Annotated in this window: 13 protein-coding genes; 4 read left to right on the top strand and 9 right to left on the bottom strand. The window is 58.5% G+C overall.

The window, feature by feature from the left end:
* Positions 1-167 precede the first annotated feature (167 nt).
* Entirely contained in the window at positions 168-1,604 is a 1,437-nt protein-coding gene (locus ACFSE1_RS15090; protein ID WP_377403057.1) for an NAD-dependent succinate-semialdehyde dehydrogenase, read from the top strand.
* Positions 1,605-1,687: 83 nt separating this feature from the next.
* Here the strand turns inward: ACFSE1_RS15090 and ACFSE1_RS15085 are convergent, their stop codons facing one another.
* The 7 genes from ACFSE1_RS15085 to ACFSE1_RS15055 all read right to left on the bottom strand — a co-directional run bounded on the left by ACFSE1_RS15085 (position 1,688) and on the right by ACFSE1_RS15055 (position 10,651).
* Positions 1,688-2,713, bottom strand: a complete 1,026-nt coding sequence (locus ACFSE1_RS15085; protein ID WP_377403055.1) for a sulfate/molybdate ABC transporter ATP-binding protein — start codon at positions 2,711-2,713, stop codon at positions 1,688-1,690.
* Positions 2,714-2,716: 3 nt separating this feature from the next.
* Positions 2,717-3,601 carry a sulfate ABC transporter permease subunit CysW gene (cysW, locus tag ACFSE1_RS15080; protein ID WP_377403053.1) on the bottom strand — a complete coding sequence of 295 codons (885 nt, stop codon included), beginning with the start codon at positions 3,599-3,601 and terminating at the stop codon, positions 2,717-2,719.
* 2 nt (positions 3,602-3,603) lie between these two features.
* On the bottom strand, positions 3,604-4,425 hold the full coding sequence (gene cysT, locus ACFSE1_RS15075; protein WP_377403051.1) for a sulfate ABC transporter permease subunit CysT: 822 nt from the start codon (positions 4,423-4,425) through the stop codon (positions 3,604-3,606).
* Positions 4,426-4,504: 79 nt separating this feature from the next.
* Entirely contained in the window at positions 4,505-5,491 is a 987-nt protein-coding gene (gene cysP, locus ACFSE1_RS15070) for a thiosulfate ABC transporter substrate-binding protein CysP (RefSeq protein ID WP_377403049.1), read from the bottom strand.
* 201 nt (positions 5,492-5,692) lie between these two features.
* Positions 5,693-8,842 carry an efflux RND transporter permease subunit gene (locus ACFSE1_RS15065; RefSeq protein WP_377403047.1) on the bottom strand — a complete coding sequence of 1,050 codons (3,150 nt, stop codon included), beginning with the start codon at positions 8,840-8,842 and terminating at the stop codon, positions 5,693-5,695.
* A gap of 24 nt (positions 8,843-8,866) precedes the next feature.
* Positions 8,867-10,006 carry an efflux RND transporter periplasmic adaptor subunit gene (locus ACFSE1_RS15060; protein ID WP_377403045.1) on the bottom strand — a complete coding sequence of 380 codons (1,140 nt, stop codon included), beginning with the start codon at positions 10,004-10,006 and terminating at the stop codon, positions 8,867-8,869.
* A 39-nt stretch (positions 10,007-10,045) separates the two neighbouring features.
* Complete coding sequence (locus ACFSE1_RS15055; RefSeq protein ID WP_377403043.1) at positions 10,046-10,651, bottom strand: TetR/AcrR family transcriptional regulator; 606 nt, start codon at positions 10,649-10,651, stop codon at positions 10,046-10,048.
* 153 nt (positions 10,652-10,804) lie between these two features.
* Between ACFSE1_RS15055 and ACFSE1_RS15050 the strand changes: the two genes are divergently transcribed.
* Both ACFSE1_RS15050 and ACFSE1_RS15045 read left to right on the top strand, forming a co-directional pair.
* The gene (locus ACFSE1_RS15050) at positions 10,805-12,358 is read left to right on the top strand and encodes a PAS domain-containing sensor histidine kinase (protein WP_377403041.1); all 1,554 of its coding nucleotides are present in this window, start codon (positions 10,805-10,807) and stop codon (positions 12,356-12,358) included.
* Between the two features lie 53 nt (positions 12,359-12,411).
* Positions 12,412-12,684: a BON domain-containing protein gene (locus tag ACFSE1_RS15045; protein ID WP_377403039.1), complete on the top strand. Its 273-nt coding sequence runs from the start codon at positions 12,412-12,414 to the stop codon at positions 12,682-12,684.
* A 114-nt stretch (positions 12,685-12,798) separates the two neighbouring features.
* On the opposite strand, the gene ACFSE1_RS15040 is transcribed toward ACFSE1_RS15045, so the two are convergent.
* Positions 12,799-15,147 (bottom strand): glucose/quinate/shikimate family membrane-bound PQQ-dependent dehydrogenase, encoded by a 2,349-nt coding sequence (locus ACFSE1_RS15040; protein WP_377403037.1) that lies wholly within the window; start codon positions 15,145-15,147, stop codon positions 12,799-12,801.
* A gap of 135 nt (positions 15,148-15,282) precedes the next feature.
* Positions 15,283-15,783, bottom strand: a complete 501-nt coding sequence (locus tag ACFSE1_RS15035; protein ID WP_377403035.1) for a sigma-70 family RNA polymerase sigma factor — start codon at positions 15,781-15,783, stop codon at positions 15,283-15,285.
* A 179-nt stretch (positions 15,784-15,962) separates the two neighbouring features.
* Between ACFSE1_RS15035 and ku the strand changes: the two genes are divergently transcribed.
* A complete protein-coding gene (gene ku, locus ACFSE1_RS15030) occupies positions 15,963-16,832 on the top strand; it encodes a non-homologous end joining protein Ku (protein ID WP_377403033.1) in 870 nt (289 codons plus the stop codon).

Raw genomic sequence — 16,832 nt, 5'->3', positions numbered from 1 at the left:
GGCTCCCCAGGCCGTCGCCGTTTGATGTTATTAAGTACTACTTTTTCTCGGTGCTGTTGATTGTAGCGCTCCAATGTCTTAACTCATGAGCCGAACCTTCCTGAGCCGCTTCCCTAAGTTTGGCTAACCCGCCCGCCTGCGGCTTCGAACGCGAAAATGAGGTCAAAATGCACAGCTATCCGGACGTAAAACTTTTCATCGCAGGCGAATGGCGCGATGCCATCGGTGGCAAAACCATTCCGGTTGAAGATCCTGCAACGCAGGAAATCATCGGCAAGATCGCCCATGCGGAAAAGGCTGACCTCGACCTCGCACTGGAAGCTGCCGACAAGGGCTTCAAGGTCTGGCGCGATACATCCGCCTTCGAGCGCTCCAAGATCATGCGCAAGGCGGCAGACCTGCTGCGCGAGCGTATCGATTACATCGCCTGGCTGATGACCCGCGAACAGGGCAAGCCGATTGCCCAGTCCAAGGGCGAAATCATCAATGCTGCCGATACGATCGACTGGTTTGCCGAAGAAGCCCGCCGCACCTATGGCCAGATCATTCCGGCCCGCTTCGGCGGCGTTGCCAACATGGCCGTCAAGTTCCCGGTTGGCCCGGTTGCAGCCTTCACGCCGTGGAACTTCCCGATCAACCAGATCGTGCGCAAGCTTTCCGCTGCCGTTTCCGTCGGTTGCTCCATCATCGTCAAGGCACCGGAAGAAACGCCTGCATCTCCGGCTGAGCTTATCCGCGTCTTCGTGGATGCCGGTATTCCGGCTGGCGTGGTCAACCTCGTCTATGGCGTACCGTCCGAAATCTCCGAATACCTGATCCCGCATCCGGTCATCCGCAAGATTTCCTTCACCGGCTCCACTCCGGTTGGCAAGCATCTCGCAGCGCTCGCCGGCAAGCACATGAAGCGCGCAACGATGGAACTGGGCGGCCATGCGCCGGTCGTCGTGTTCAACGATGCGGATCTGGAAAAGGCCATCGAAGTCTCGGCAGCTGCCAAGTTCCGCAATGCCGGTCAGGTCTGCGTGGCTCCAACCCGCTTCCTCATTCAGGATGGCGTTGCCGACAAGTTCATCGACGGTATCGTGAAGTATGCGGAAAGCATCAAGGTTGGTAATGGCCTTGAAGCCGACACGACCATGGGTCCGCTGGCCAATGAGCGCCGCATCCCGGCCATGGAAGACATGATTCAGGACGCCGTTTCCAAGGGCGCAGTTCTGAAGACCGGCGGCAAGCGCATTGGCAACAAGGGTCACTTCTTCGAGCCGACCGTCCTGACCGACGTGCCGACCTCTGCCAAGATGATGAACGAAGAGCCCTTCGGCCCCATCGCCATCGTCAACCGCTTCTCGACGCTGGCAGAGGCACTGGAAGAGTCGAACCGCCTGCCCTTCGGTCTTGCATCCTACGCGTTCACCTCCTCCGTCAAGACGGCCCATGCGCTGGGCCAGAAGCTGGAAGCAGGCATGCTGACGATCAACCACAATGGCTTTGCAATTCCGGAAGTGCCCTTCGGCGGCATCAAGGATTCCGGCTACGGCACCGAAGGCGGTTCCGAAGCTGTGGAAGCCTATCTGGAAACCCGCTTCGTCACCCAGATGAACTGATCTGGTCTGACAGACAAAGAAAAAGGCGTCGGACAACCGGCGCCTTTTTTGTTTGGAAATTTTGCGAGACGCGACTCTGGCGGTTACCCCAGCGAGAAAACCTTCGCCCGCCGCAGCGTGACATAACCGCTTTGGCCAGCCACCACCTCAACCTCCGGCTCCACATCGAACTCCAATGCCTCGCCTTGGTTCGTGATTGCGACCACACGCCGCTCGCCGGGTCTGTCCAGCACGCGCTGGACGCTCGCTTCGACCCCCGGTCCTGCGACTGACCAATCGAGGTCACGCGGACGGGCAAAGATTTCCACCGGACCATCTGCCACACCTTCGGCGGCGGCCACAGCAACGTCAGCGACATGCGCAACATTGCCACGAACCTCTCCGGTCAGGCGGTTTGCATCACCGAGGAACTTCAGAACGAAGGCATCCTTCGGATCGCGGCAAACCTCCTGCGGGGTTCCCTCCTGAACAATCTTTCCTTCTTTGAGAATGACGACACGATCCGCCAGATCCAGCGCCTCTTCCTGATCGTGCGTGACGAAGATCGTCGTAATGCCCAGCTCATCGTGGATCTCGCGCAGCCAGCGGCGCAGATCGTGGCGAACATTGGCATCGAGAGCGCCGAAGGGCTCATCCAGCAGCAACACCTTGGGATCGACCGAAAGCGCGCGGGCGAGTGCCACACGCTGACGCTGGCCGCCGGAAATCTGGGCCGGGAAGCGGTCTCCGAGCCCTTTGAGCTTCACGAGAGACAGAAGCTGGTCCACGCGGGCTGCAATCTCGGCCTTGCTGCGCTTCACCTTGGACACGCTCATGCCAAAGCCGATGTTTTCTGCCACCGTCATGTGCGGAAAGAGCGCGTAATGCTGAAAGACGAAACCCACGCCACGGTCGCGCACGGGAATATCGGTCGCGTCCTGATCGCCGAAATAGATATGGCCACCATCGGCATATTCCAGACCGGCCACCATGCGCAGGATCGTGGTCTTGCCGGAGCCTGAAGGCCCCAGCAGGGCAATCAATTCACCGCTCTTCACAGTCAGCGAAACGCCATGCACAGCGCGGAACGTATCGAAGGTCTTGATGACGTTATCGAGGCGAATTTCCATGGTTCAATGTCCTGTCGGTACGGCTTCGGTGGCTGCGAGCTTGCGGCGACGTCCGGCACCGCGGCGCTCCAGCGCCACTTTCGCGATAATGGTGAAGACGGCGAGAAGCGCCAGAATGGAGGCGGAGGCAAAGGCCCCTGCCGCCTGATAATCGTGGTAGAGCAGCTCGATATGAAGCGGCAGAGTATTCGTCTGGCCGCGGATATTGCCGGAAACAATGGAAACCGCGCCAAATTCGCCCATCACGCGCGCATTGCAAAGCACCACGCCATAGAGCAGCGCCCATTTCACATTCGGAAGCGTGACCGAGAAGAAGGTTTTCCAACCGGACGCACCAAGCGACGTTGCCGCCTCTTCCAGATCGCGCCCCTGCGCCTGCATCAGCGGGATCAGTTCACGCGCAACGAAGGGCGCGGTGACGAACATGGAGGCAAGCACAATGCCTGGAAGGGCAAACAGGACCTTGATGTCATGCGCATCGAGCCAGGGACCGAACACGCCTTGCAGGCCGTAGACGAAGAGATAGGCAACGCCCGCGACAATGGGCGATACGGAAAAGGGAATCTCGATCACCACCAGCAGCAGGCGCTTGCCCCGAAAATCGAACTTGGTAATGGCCCATGCGGCGGCCACGCCGAAAGCCATATTGAGGGGAACCGCAATCAGGGCCGTCAACACCGTCATCATGATGGCATGGCGCGTATCGGGATGGTTCAGCGTGCCGATGTAAACCTTCCAACCCTGCTTAAAGGCTTCATGACCAATGACCAGCAGCGGAGCCAGGATAAGAAATGCGCCGAGGACCAGCACAAGGCCGATCAGAACCCGGCGAAAGACAGGGCCATCGCCCACGCGCGGCGGTTTGCGGGAAGAGGTGGAAGCAACCATGATCAACCCTTTACCGTGTAGCGCAGCGCGCGGGATTGAAGCCAGTTCGTCACGGCCAGCATGGCAAAGGCGGTGAACAACAGCACGGACGCAATCGCCGCCGCCGCCTGATAATCATATTCCTCCAGACGGATGAAGATGAGCAGTGCCGTGATTTCGGTCGACAGGGGCTGATTGCCCGCAATGAAAATGATCGCGCCGAACTCTCCAAGCGATCGTGCAAAGGAAAGCGAAAGACCTGCCAGCAACGCAGGCGTCAGCAGCGGCAGAATGACCTTTCGGAAAATCGTCCAATCGGAACCGCCAAGCGATTGCGCCGCCTCTTCCAGTGCCGGATCGAGATCCTCCAGCACGGGCTGCACCGTGCGCACGATAAAGGGCAGGCTGGTGAAGCACATGGCAATCATGATGCCGATGGGCGTATAGGCCACCTTGATGCCCGCATCGGAAAGAATGGAGCCAAACCAGCCATTGTTGGAGAAAAGCGCGGTGAGCGAAATGCCCGCCACCGCTGTTGGCAGAGCAAAGGGCAGGTCAACCATCGCATCCACGATCCGGCGACCGGGGAAACGGTAGCGCGTCAGCACCCAGGCAAGCGCCAGGCCGAAGACAAGGTTGAACAAGGTCGCGGCAAGCGCCGAAAGGGCCGTGACACGGTAGCTTGCCACCGCGCGCGGGGACGAAACGATGGACCAGTAATCGGAAAAGCCGAGGCTTGCCGCCTTGAACACCAGTGCGACCAGCGGCAACACGACGATCAGGCCGACGTAGAAAAGAGTAATGCCCAGCGAGAGGTGAAGGCCGGGCAGGACATTGCGTCTCACGATGCGCTTCCTGTCATAAACAGGCAAACCCGACGGTCATCCTGCACCGTCGGGTCGCCATTTCCCTGGGAGGAGAATATCAACGGCTGCCGTATAGCGTGTCGAGAATGCCACCGGAAGCGAAGTGTTCCTTCTGGATCTTGTCCCAGCCACCAAACACATCGTTCACGTTGACCAGACGAATTTCAGGAAACTCGCTCTTGAACTCGGCAACCACCTTTTCATTGTGAACGCGGTGGCCGAACTGGGCAGCAACCCGCTGGCCTTCCTCGCTGTAGAGGAAGTTCAGGTAGGTCTTTGCAAGCTCTTCGGTGCCGTGCTTCTTGGCAACCTTGTCGACCACGGCGACAGGAAACTCAGCCAGCAGGGAAACCGACGGAATGACGCTCTCCACCTTGTCTGCGCCATACTGCTTGGCAATGCCCCGCGTCTCGGCCTCGAAGGTAATCAGCACGTCACCGGTTTCGCGCTCCACGAAGGTCGTGGTGGCCGCACGGCCTCCGGTATCGAAGACAGGCACGTTGTCGAAGATCTTCTTCACAAAAGCTTCGACCTTCTCCTCATCGCCCTTGAACGCTTCCTTGGCGTAGGCCGTGGCCGCAAGATAGGTGTAGCGCGCATTCCCGGATGTCTTGGGGTTCGGGAAAACAACCTTCACATCATCGCGGATCAGATCGTTCCAATCCTTGATGTTCTTCGGGTTTCCGGCACGAACCAGAAAGGACGGAAAGGAATAGAAGGGAGAAGCATCGTTGGGGAAGTTCTGCTTCCAATCCTTCGAGACGAAACCCTGCTTGACCAGAAAATCGATGTCCGTGACCTGATTAAAGGTCACCACATCCGCCTCCAGCCCTTCCACAATAGCGCGGGCCTGCTTGGAGGTACCCGCATGGGACTGGTCGATGGTCACACCGGGATGCTGCTTGATGAATGCCTCGTTCTCGGCAGCGAACAGCTCACGAGCAATGTCATAGGAAGCATTGAGAAGCTTGTTCGGCTGCTCGGCCATAGCCGGCGCCGCCAGCATGGCAGCAAGCGCAGTGCCGAGAATGAGAAGGCGTTTCATGGAAGTCTCCGGTACATTCAAACTGGACCGTAGAATAGAAAATATCCGCCACCTTCACGAGGAACCGCCACCTCATCCGTGTCAGAGAAAGAGAATTTTTCTCTCAAATAACGAATGGACGGCACTGCCAATTTTCACGGGCATTGCCGTCCATCAAATGGGACGGGAGGCGGCTGGGGTGAGCCGCCTCCCCCCGGTCGCTCATTCCGCGGCGGTGGAAAGGGTGAGCGAGCCTGGGTCTTTGGCATTCCCGTTGATATCGTCCCCGGGGGCAGAGCCCTGCTTGTCCTTGCCGAAGAACAACGCATAGGCCGCCGGAAGAACGAGGATGGTCAGCACCGTGGCAACCATGATGCCGCCCATCATGGCATAGGCGAGAGGCCCCCAGAACAAGCCGCGCGAGATCGGAATGAGCGCAAGGACCGCCACGAGCGCCGTCAGCATGATCGGCCGGAAGCGGCGCACCGCCGCACCGATAATGGCCTCGCTGCGGGCCATTCCGGCTGCGATGTCCTGGTCGATCTGGTCCACCAGGATAATCGAGTTACGGATGATGATGCCAAGAAGTGCGATGACGCCAAGGATGGCAACGAAGCCGAAGGGGGCACCAGTCACCAGAAGCGCAGCTGCCGCGCCGATGATACCGAGCGGACCCGTTGCCAGAACCAGCATGGCCTTGCCGAAATGCTGCAACTGGATCATCAGCAGCGTCAGGATGACGAAGAGCATGACCGGTGCCTTGGCGGCAATCGACATCTGGCTCTCGGCGGCGTCTTCCGCCCCGCCCTGAATTTCCACCTTGTAGCCCGCAGGCAGGGACTTGCGCAGATCCGCCATGCTTTCGAACATCTTGGCAGAGATCTCGTTGGGCTCCACACCATCCGGCACAGTGGCCTTTACGGTGATGGTCGGCAGACGGTCACGGCGCCATTCAATGCCGTTTTCCTGCACCGGCTCGACGCGGGCGATTTGCGAAACCGGCACGAAATCACCGCTATCGGTCGGGATATAGACCGAATTTACGGCCGTCAGCAGGTCACGCGTGGATGCCGGCTCCCGCGCCACGATGGAAACCGTCTCTTCGCCATCCCTGAACTGATCCAGCGTGACACCCGACATCGATGCGAACAGCATCTGGCGAACCCGCTGCGAGGTTACACCAAGGGCGCGGGCACGATCCTGATCGATCACCAGCCGCATCGCCGTGACCGGTTCCAGCCAGTCATCATGGATTGTGCCGAGAAGCGGATTGGCATGGAAACGCTGCTTGACCTGATCCGCAATACGGCGCACCTCCTGCCGGTCAGGACCGATGACGCGCATCTGCACAGCCCAGCCAACCGGCGGCCCGAGGAAGAGACGGTCGACCTTGCCGCGTACCGTGGGGAAGTCCTGCGCCAGAATGTTTCTCAGCTTCACCACAAGCCGTTCACGCTCTTCAAGACCGTTCGACATGACCAGAAGCTGGGCGTAATTCGGGTTTCGAAGCTGCTGATCCAGCGGCAGGAAGAAGCGTGGAGCCCCCTCGCCGATGAAGGTTGCGACAAATTTCTTGTCCGGATCATCCATGATCTTGGCTTCGAGCGCCTTGGCCTGCCGCTCGACTTCCTCGATGGCCGTGCCTTCCGGCAACCACATGTCGACCAGAATTTCCGGGCGGGAAGATTGCGGGAAGAAGCTTTGCGGAATGAACTGGAAAGCCCAGACGCTGGTAAAGAAAACACCAATCGTGGCCGCCAGCACGATGACGCGATGATGCACGCTCCAGGACACCGTGGCGCGCAGACCGCGATAAAAGCGCGTGTCGTATACGTCATGATGCGTTCCCGCATGGGCGCGCTGCTTCAGCACCATGTAGCCGATCCAGGGCGTGAAATACACCGCCACGAACCAGGAGGTGACGAGCGCTATTCCCACCACGAAGAAAAGCGAACGCACATATTCACCGGCAGTGGAGTCGGCAAAACCGACGGGAATGAAGCCTGCCGTAGTGATCAGCGTGCCGGTCAGCATGGGAAAGGCGGTCGAGGAATAGGCGAAGGTGGCCGCATCCAGCTTCTCCAGCCCCTCTTCCAGCTTGCGCTCCATCATTTCAACGACGATCATGGCGTCATCGACCAGAAGGCCGAGCGCGATGATGAGAGCGCCGAGCGAGATACGCTGAAGCTCGATTCCCATTTCGTACATGATGGCAAGCGTGGCTGCGAGAACCAGCGGAATGGAGATGGCAATGACGATACCCGACCGCCAGCCAATAGAGAGCAGCGACACGACAAGCACGATCACCAGCGCCTCGATCAGCGCCTTGGTGAATTCACCGATGGCTTCATGCACCACTTCCGGCTGGTTGGCGATCTGCGAGATTTCCACCCCGTAAGGCAGCGTATTCTCGAAATTGCTGTAAGTCTCTTCGATCCATTTGCCGACATCGGTGACCTTGAAGCCATTCTGCATGACTACGCCGATCTCAACTGCATCCTTGCCGTTGAAACGGAACTTCCGATCATAAGGGGAGATCAAGCCTTCTGAAACGGTTGCAATATCGCCGAGGCGGAACACCTGGTTGCCACTTCGAATGCGCAGTTCCCGCACATCTTCCGGTGTTCTGACACCACCTTCCACGGATATTCGAACGGAGCGGGTCGCCGTCTGCACGCTGCCTGCCGGATCCACATTGTTCTGGCCAGCCAGCGCATTCTGGATGTCGTTCAGCGTCAGCCTGCGCTCGGCAAGCGCCTTGGAAGAAATGTCGATGTAGATCCGCTGGTCCTGATCGCCAAGAATGACAACCTTTTCCACGCCCTTCGTGGCCAGAAGCATGTCACGCGCGCGCGTCGCGATGTCCTTCAGTTCCGGGTAGGAATAGCCGTCGCCGGTCAAGGCATGCAGGGTGACATAGGTATCGCCGAACTCATCGTTGAAGAAGGGGCCAAGCACGCCCGACGGCAGGTCCTGAGAAATGTCGCGCACCTTCTTGCGCACCTGGTAAAAGGCATCCGCCACCTGGGCTGCGTTGGTATTGCCCTTGATCTGGATCGTCGTGATGGAGAAGCCCGCGCGGGTATAGGATTTCACCCAATCCAGATGCGGTGTTTCCTGCAGTTTTCTTTCGATCTTGTTGACAACCTGATCCTGCATTTCCTGAATGGAAGCGCCGGGCCACACGGCCTGAACAACCATGACGCGGAAGGTAAAGTCTGGGTCTTCCTTCTGGCCCATGTTCATGATGCCGAGCGCGCCGACGATGATGATCACGCCGAACAGGAAACGGCCAATGCTGGGATGGGCGATGGCCCAGCGCGACAGGTTAAACGGCTGCTTGCCCGAGCCGTTGGAGCGAGACGATGACATGGATTTGCGTTCCTCGCTGACGGATCAGGAATTGGCCGGAGACGGAACCGTGCCCGCCTGGCCCTGCGGCTGCGCCGCATCACTTCCAAGGCTGACTTCCAGATCCGGACGCATGAACTGCGTACCGGCAGCCACCACGAGATCACCCGCAGCAATGCCGGAACTGACGCGCACGCCATTGTCGGTGAAGCCATCGATCGTGACCGGACGGAGGGTCACTTTTTTCGTCGTGGGATCGACAACCCAGACAGCCGATTTGTCATCCTGCTTCGTCAGCGCAGCAAGCGGCAATTCAAAGGATTGCGCGCCCGTTTCTGCAAGCGCCGCCACCGTTGCCGTTACGCCGAGGCGGATATGGGGATCGTCCGGCAGACTGACACGCACCGCAAAGGTGCGCGATTGCGCATCGGCACTGCCTGCAACCTCACGGACCTTTCCGTCGACGACGAGCTGCTGATCGAACCAGAATGACGCCTTCACCGCTTTGCCCGGCGAAAACTGCGAGATATCGGCCTCGGGAACCGCGATAACCGCTTCCTTCTCGCCATCCTGCGCGATCGTCACGACCGGATTACCTGCCGCAACGACCTGCCCCGCTTCAGCGCTGACCGCCGTGACAAGACCGGCAAGATCGGCCTTGAGGACAGAATAGGCAACGCGATTGCGAGCCTGATCGAGCGATGAGGCAGCGGCATCCCGGCGGGCAATGGCCTGCTCGGAAGACAATTGCGCCTGTTCAAGCTGCGATTGCGAGGTCACATTCTGCTGCTGTAGGGTTTGCGCGCGTTTCAGAGCAATCTGGCTGATTTCCACCTGCTTCTCGGCGGAAGCAAGTTCAGCCTCGGCCTGACGAACCGAAAGTTCGTAATCGGTGGAATCGAGCCTGGCCAGCACATCGCCAGGCTTCACCCGCTGCCCGACATCGACAAGACGCTGCGTAACCTTACCATCCACACGGAAGCCCATGGGAATTTCGGTTCGGGCGCGAACAGCACCGGAATAGGTGAGAGAAGCACCCTGTTGCGGCGCCTTTACCTCGACCACCTTAACCGGACGTATGACCGGCGCCTCGGCAACTTTTTCTTCAGAGCAACTAGCCAAGCCGATCAAGACCACCACACCGGCAGCGCTGAGCTTCCCCAGTCTATTGAACAACATTTTCATGACTCCTGTCACAAAGGCCCCTCTCCAGGAAGCCGGAACCTATTTGAGCGCTCGCAGGGAATAATCGACGAGTTGTTCTGGTGTCAGAACCTCATCGGATGCGAGCGTTTTGGTGATCAATTGCGGATGACACAGACAAACGCCTGAATTCATGAACCACTCAGCAGCGAGGCGCGTGTTCTGTTCTCGAAACTCACCAGCGGCTATACCTTCAGCAATGATCCGCTCAACGAGAACTCTCACCTTGCTGATATGCTCTTCAATAACGGGCCATTGCTGATCCATCGCAATCACGACCATTTCATGGACCTTTTCTTCGTCCATCATAGTCTCGACCGTCATGCGATGTTGCAGAAGCACGTGATCCTTCAATCTTTCCGAAGAAGAAACCTGCCTAACAGAATTCATCTGCAGCATTTCATACTGTAGAGACAACATTCTTTTGGCCAAAGCTTGATGAATATCAGACTTAGAAGAAAAAAAGCGGTATATATTCGCAGGTGACATTGAGAGATCGCGCGCAATATCTGCAACATTGGTTTTAGTATAGCCGTAATGCTTGAAGAGACGCTCGGCGCTGTCGAGAATCTTCTCTACATTATCCTGACGGGAGGCTTCCGCCGCGGCTGTCATAGGTTCAATCATCGCTGCCTTCTAATGAATGACGAATTTTGAATTTCGTCAGTCGTACATCGACAGCCGCACTGAGTCAACTAGCGTACAATTTTCCCAATGGTGAAACTTTTGCTTATGAACGATGTTCGGCATCGCCGTGAATGCTGGTGGGAGATAGGAAATATGGCCGAAGGCCGCACTGTGCGACGTCAGGTGCAGGACCGATACAGGCTGCTGATCGAATCCATTATCGACTACGCCATCTATATGTTGGATCAGGATGGTCATGTTGCGAGTTGGAATCCGGGGGCACGACGCCTGAAAGGATATGACGCGGACGAGATAGTCGGACTTCATTTTTCCAGTTTCTATACGGAAGAAGACCGGGCAAAGCGGGAACCATGGCGGGGCCTTGAGGCGGCCGCGCGAGAAGGACGCTTCGAGAATGAAGGCTGGCGGGTGCGCAAGGACGGAACGCGCTTCTGGGCCAGCATTGTTATCGACGCCATCCGCGACGATGACGGCAACCTTCTCGGCTTTGCCAAGATAACGCGCGACATCAGCGAAAAGCGGGAAGCCCAACTGGCTCTTGCGAGGGCGCGAGAGGAGCTGTTCCAGGCACAGAAGCTCGAAGCCATCGGCCAGATGACCGGCGGCATCGCACATGATTTCAACAACCTTCTCACCGCCGTCCTCGGCTCCCTCACCCTGCTGCAAAAACGTCTTCCGCCGGACCCGGAATGCGAAGCGCTCGTCAAGAGTGCGCTTGTGGGAGCAGAGAGAGGCGCGACGCTGACCCGGCGTCTTCTCGCCTTTTCCCGGCGGCAGGATCTGGATGTGAAGGCGGTGAAGCCAGTCGCGCTGGCAGCAGGAATGCTGGAACTCGCTTCCCGTTTCCTCGATCCGGACATCGAGCTTACGACCGCGTTCGAAGAGAACATCCCCGAGGTGTTGACCGATGCAAACCAGCTGGAGATGGCACTTCTGAACCTGATCATGAATGCGCGCGACGCCATGCCGAAGGGGGGAGAAATTCTGATTGGCGTGCGTCATTGCGAACCTGCCGGAGAAGCACAGGACAATGGACTGCCATGGGTGGAACTCTATGTCCGCGATGAAGGTCACGGCATGGACGAAAAGACGCTGGAGCAGGCAACCGCGCCCTTCTTCACCACCAAGGGGATCGGCAAGGGAACAGGTCTTGGCCTCGCAATGGTGCATGCCTTGATGGAACAATCCGGTGGGGCCTTGCGTATTCTCAGCAAGCCCGGCGCGGGAACAACCGTGTCGATGGTCTTTCCGGCAGCTCCGGTTGCGGAAGGACCGCAACCAGAAACGGAGACTGCCGAGCCTGCCATGCCAGATGTTATGAACGGAAATCGCCCCCTCACAGTGCTCGCCGTCGATGATGACGGTCTGGTCCTGATGAACACCACGATGATGCTGGAAGATCTGGGGCACACGCCTCTGGAGGCTTACAGCGGAGACGAGGCATTGCGGCTTCTGGACGAGCGTCCCGACATCGATCTTGTGATCACCGACCACTCGATGCCGAAGATGACCGGGACCGAACTGGCAACGGCCATTCTGGAACGCCGAAGCGATATGCCCGTGATTCTCGCCACAGGTTACTCCGAAGTGCCGCAGGGTCACGGCGCCGAGCTACAAAAGCTGACCAAGCCCTTCACCCAGGAAGAGCTGGGCAAGGCGATCGGAGCGGTTCTGCAGCGGAGATGAACGATTTCCCGCCTGTGACGTTACTCTCCCAGCCGACATGGAGGAGACGCAGCATGGTGTTCAAACATCCCACCTTTCATCGGGAAGATCCGGTTGTGGAACAGGAATTTCCGCCCCAGGCAATGCTTGAAACCAGCGTTGCGGCAGCTCTTGCCAGCGCTGGTGGACTGGACGCGACCAATGTGACCGTCACAGCCAAAGGCCCGGTCATCGAGCTTGGCGGCCGGGTGTTTCTCAAAGGAGAAATCCGGCGTGCAGAAGAAGTGGCACGTAGCGTGCCTGGTGTCAGCAAGGTGGTGAACGACCTAATCGCAGAACAGCCCTGACCTGTTGATCACATGCAAAGACCAGAAAGCCCGGCGCAGCGATGCGCCGGGCTTTCTGCATCTGCAACGGAGAAGACGGGCAGCCGCAGCTGCCCCGTCTCACTGTTGCATGCCTCATTGCCTCGGAAGCGCATAAGCAATCACATAATCGCCGGGCTTGGTACCGATCGAACCATGACCGCCTGCGACCATCACCACGAACTGACGACCGTCGTCGACCGAGTAAGTCATTGGCGTCGCCTGTCCGCCGGCTGGAAGGCGTGTTTCCCACAGCTGCCTGCCGCTCGTCAGGTCATAGGCGCGCAGGTAATTGTCCACGGCGGCACCGAGGAAGGCAACGCCACCCTTGGTAATCATCGGTCCGCCGATCCCCGGCACACCAACCTTGAACGGCAGCGGCAGCGGCGTCATGTCATAAACGGTGCCATTCTTGTGCTTGTAGGCAATCTTGCCCGTTCGCAGATCTGCACCTGCCACATAGCCCCACGGCGGCGCTTGGCAGGGGATTTGCAGAGGCCCGAGGAAGGGGCCCATCTTGACCGCGTAAGGCGCGCCTTCATTGCGGTTCAGGCCCTGTTCGGAACCCTTTTCACCCTCACCCTTCGGCGGCACTTGCGAACGCGGAACGAGCTGCGAGGTGAAAGCGAGATAGGTCGGCATTCCGAACATCACCATCCGCTCGGGATCGACGGCGACCGAACCCCAGTTGAAGGTGCCGAAATTGCCCGGATAGACGAGTGTGCCCTGAAGCGAAGGCGGTGTGTACTGGCCCTCATACTTCAACTGCTTCAGCCAGATACGGCACACCATCTGGTCGAACATGGTGATGCCCCACATATCACGCCCTTCCAGCGTGCGCGGACGAAAGTTCAGTGCCGAAATCGGTTGCGTCGGCGCGGTGCGATCTTCCGGAATGGCACCGCCCGGTGCAGGCAGTTCCGTCACGGGAATGATCGGCTCGCCATTGCGGCGATCCAGCACATAGATGTCACCCTGCTTGGTGGGGCCCACGAGGGCCGGTACCATGCTGCCATCCTCCGCCTTGAGATTGAGCAGCACCGGCTGGGCGGGAACGTCCATGTCCCACAGGTCATGATGAACGAACTGGCGCATCCAGCGGTCAGCACCGGTATTGATATCCAGAGCAACGATGCCGGCAGAATATTTCTCGACATTTTCCGAGCGGTTCATGCCAAGCTGATCGGGAACCTGATTGCCGAGCGGGATATAGACCAGGCCCATTTCCTCATCGACGCTGAAAACAGACCAGCTGTTCGGTGAGTTGGTCGTGTATTTTTGCCCTTCCGGCAAAGGCTCTGTCTGTGTCGGATTGCCGGAATCCCAGTTCCAGACCAGTTCTCCGCTGTTGACGTCGAAGGCGCGAATAACGCCGGACTGCTCCTGCGTGGAATAGTTGTCGTTGACCGCACCGCCGATAATGATCTTGCCAGCGGCAATCACGGGAGGAGACGTGGAATAGTAATAGCCTGCCGGATTATACGGCATTCCGGCTTCGAGATGGAGAGCGCCGTTATCGGCAAAGCCGGTGCACACCTGGCCATTGGCAGCATCCAGCGCAATCAGCCGCGCGTCGGACGTCGGCAGATAGACGCGTTCGGCACAGGCCGTACCGACTGCTGCCTGCGGATCCTTGTAATAGGTCACACCACGGCAGGTCTGGTGCTGCCGGTCGGGATTGAGGCCGACATTGGGATCGTATTTCCATTTCTGCTTGCCGGTGGTTGCATCAAGCGCAATGGCCCAGTTGTGCGGCGTGCAGAGATAGAGCGAATTGCCGATCTTCAGCGGTGTCACCTGATAGGTGGTCTCGCCCACATCTTCGGGAAGCTTCACGTCGCCCGTCTGGTAACGCCAGACTTCCTGGAGATCGGCCACGTTCTGCACATTGATCTGATCGAGCGGAGAATAGCGCTGGCCAAAGGGCGTGCGGCCATATTGATGCCATTCACCCGGGGGCACATCGCCTCCCATGGCCGGAGCAGCAGCGACCTGCTCTTTCGGAAGTTCGCCCGACAGATCGTGAATATCCACCAGCATCGAAACAACAGCGATGATGAGCGCCAGCGCCAGCGATGCGAGCAGCGGAGTTGCACCGGCACTGTAGCGATACCCCGTATTGGGACTGGTGAAACCGAGTGGTCTGCGGATCCACGGGGTAAGCAACCATGCGCCAAGCACGATGATGACACCGCCGCGCGGGCCAAGCTGCCACCAGTCGAAGCCGACTTCCCATATCGCCCAGCCCAGCGAGCCGAGAACAATCAGCGCATAAAGCCAGAGCGCCTCAGAGCGCCGGAGGAAAAGCAGAACAGCGGTGACGAGAAATGCAAGGCCGGTAACGAGATAATAGGCACTATCCCCCAGCATCAAGAGCTGCGCGCCACCCGCCGCCAAGGCGATCCCGATGAGTGCAAACAGGATCGCGGTGATCGTAACGGGCATAATGAAATCCTTAATGAGCAGGTGCAATCGATCGAGGCCGAACGGCCTCCCGCCCCGCGGGAACTGCCCAACGGCTCAAAGGTTCCCGAATTTTTACAGGCAGCGTGCTTCTGTCGGAACCGCACCTGACAGAGCCTATTCCTCGCCCAGTTCCTGAAGGATCTGGTGACGGGCGCGGTTCAGCCTGCTTTTGACCGTGCCAACCGCGCAATCACAGATTTCCGCCGCCGACTCGTAGCTCTCCCCCAGGATCGCCACAAGTGTGAGAACCTCCCGGTAATGGGGGGGAAGTTTTGCAAGCGCCCTCTGCACTTCACGCACACGCGCCTGCACCTCCTGCGTTGCCTCCATGGGCGAATCGCCGCTGACACATTCTTCCACGCCCGGCGCCTCGCGACCGAGAACCTTTGCCCTTGTGTAGAAGGTGTTGCGCATGATGGTGAACAGCCACGATTTCAGCTTCGTGCCCGGCTCGAACTTGTCGAGATTGGCAAGCGCCTTCATCAGCGTTTCCTGCACAAGGTCGTCAGCATCCGAGGCATTGCGGCAAAAGGTGCGGGCAAAGGCCCGCAAGGCAGGAATGAGCCTGACAATATCTGCGCGAGCAGGATCGCGACTCGACTGTGATTCGGACACCGTTCGAAACCTCTCCCAGTATCTTGGCGGGGTGACGGTGGCAAACGTCGCGTCGTTATATTTGGTTCCGCTAAAACAAGCATATGTCAGCTTGTCCGGTATCGTACGAAAGGCATTCCCGACGCGGAACAATTTCAAGCCAATTCCTGTTCATCGAGTCCTTTGAAAGGAGTCCTGCCGTGGCACCTCGCGCGAATTGGAAAGGGCATCTGACGCTTGGCGAGCTCAGCTGCGCCGTCGCTCTCTATACGGCTGCATCCACATCGGACCGGGTCAGCTTCCACATCATCAATCGCCGCACCGGACACCGTGTGCACCGGCAGATGATCGATTCCGACACGGGCCAGGAGGTGGAGCGCGACGACATCGTGAAAGGCTACGAGATTTCGAGCGGCGAATATGTGCTGCTCGATCCGCAGGAGATTGCCGATGCGGTTCCGGAAAGCGACAAGACGCTGGCACTTGAGACCTTCATTCCCTGCAATGGGGTCGATACCATCTATCTTGACCGACCCTATTATCTGGCCCCGGCGGACAAGGTTTCCGTGGAGGTCTTCGAGCTGATCCGGCAGGGCCTTGTTGCGAAAAGCGTGGCAGCACTTGCCCGAACCGTTCTCTTTCGTCGCTTGAGAACCGTGCTCATCCGTCCGCATGGCGACGGGCTTATCGCCAGCACGTTGAACTACGATTACGAAGTTCGTTCAGCCAAAGAAGCCTTCTCCGATATAAAGCCGTTGAAGATAGAGGGCGAGATGCTGGATCTGGCCAGACACATCATCGCGACGAAACAGGGACACTTCAATCCTGAAGACTTCGACGATCGCTATGAAAGCGCGCTTCAGGAGCTGGTGAAGGCCAAGATCGAAGGTCGCAAGCCGAAGAAGAAGCCGCAGCCCAAGGAGACCAATGTGGTCGACCTCATGGAAGCACTGCGCATGAGCGCCGGCGTTGATACCGCCCAGCCGAAGAAGGCGACCACCAAACCGGCCAGACGCAAACCAAAGCCAGCGAAATCGTCCGCACCTTCCAAACAGAAGAAGGCGAGCTGA

The organism is Affinirhizobium helianthi (assembly GCF_042680945.1).
Classification (GTDB): Bacteria; Pseudomonadota; Alphaproteobacteria; order Rhizobiales; family Rhizobiaceae; genus Neorhizobium; species Neorhizobium helianthi.
Note: the sequence above shows the minus strand (reverse complement) of the source record. Positions and strands in the feature narration are given on the sequence as shown.

What these genes read in the sequence shown, in the direction of transcription:
- cysW (WP_377403053.1), bottom strand. Translation starts at nt 3,601, where the DNA reads ATGGTTGCTTCCACCTCTTCCCGCAAACCGCCGCGCGTGGGCGATGGC.
- ACFSE1_RS15090 (WP_377403057.1), top strand. Translation starts at nt 168, where the DNA reads ATGCACAGCTATCCGGACGTAAAACTTTTCATCGCAGGCGAATGGCGC.
- cysP (WP_377403049.1), bottom strand. Translation starts at nt 5,491, where the DNA reads ATGAAACGCCTTCTCATTCTCGGCACTGCGCTTGCTGCCATGCTGGCG.
- ACFSE1_RS15045 (WP_377403039.1), top strand. Translation starts at nt 12,412, where the DNA reads ATGGTGTTCAAACATCCCACCTTTCATCGGGAAGATCCGGTTGTGGAA.
- ACFSE1_RS15040 (WP_377403037.1), bottom strand. Translation starts at nt 15,147, where the DNA reads ATGCCCGTTACGATCACCGCGATCCTGTTTGCACTCATCGGGATCGCC.
- ACFSE1_RS15060 (WP_377403045.1), bottom strand. Translation starts at nt 10,006, where the DNA reads ATGAAAATGTTGTTCAATAGACTGGGGAAGCTCAGCGCTGCCGGTGTG.
- ACFSE1_RS15065 (WP_377403047.1), bottom strand. Translation starts at nt 8,842, where the DNA reads ATGTCATCGTCTCGCTCCAACGGCTCGGGCAAGCAGCCGTTTAACCTG.
- ACFSE1_RS15085 (WP_377403055.1), bottom strand. Translation starts at nt 2,713, where the DNA reads ATGGAAATTCGCCTCGATAACGTCATCAAGACCTTCGATACGTTCCGC.
- ACFSE1_RS15050 (WP_377403041.1), top strand. Translation starts at nt 10,805, where the DNA reads ATGGCCGAAGGCCGCACTGTGCGACGTCAGGTGCAGGACCGATACAGG.
- ACFSE1_RS15055 (WP_377403043.1), bottom strand. Translation starts at nt 10,651, where the DNA reads ATGATTGAACCTATGACAGCCGCGGCGGAAGCCTCCCGTCAGGATAAT.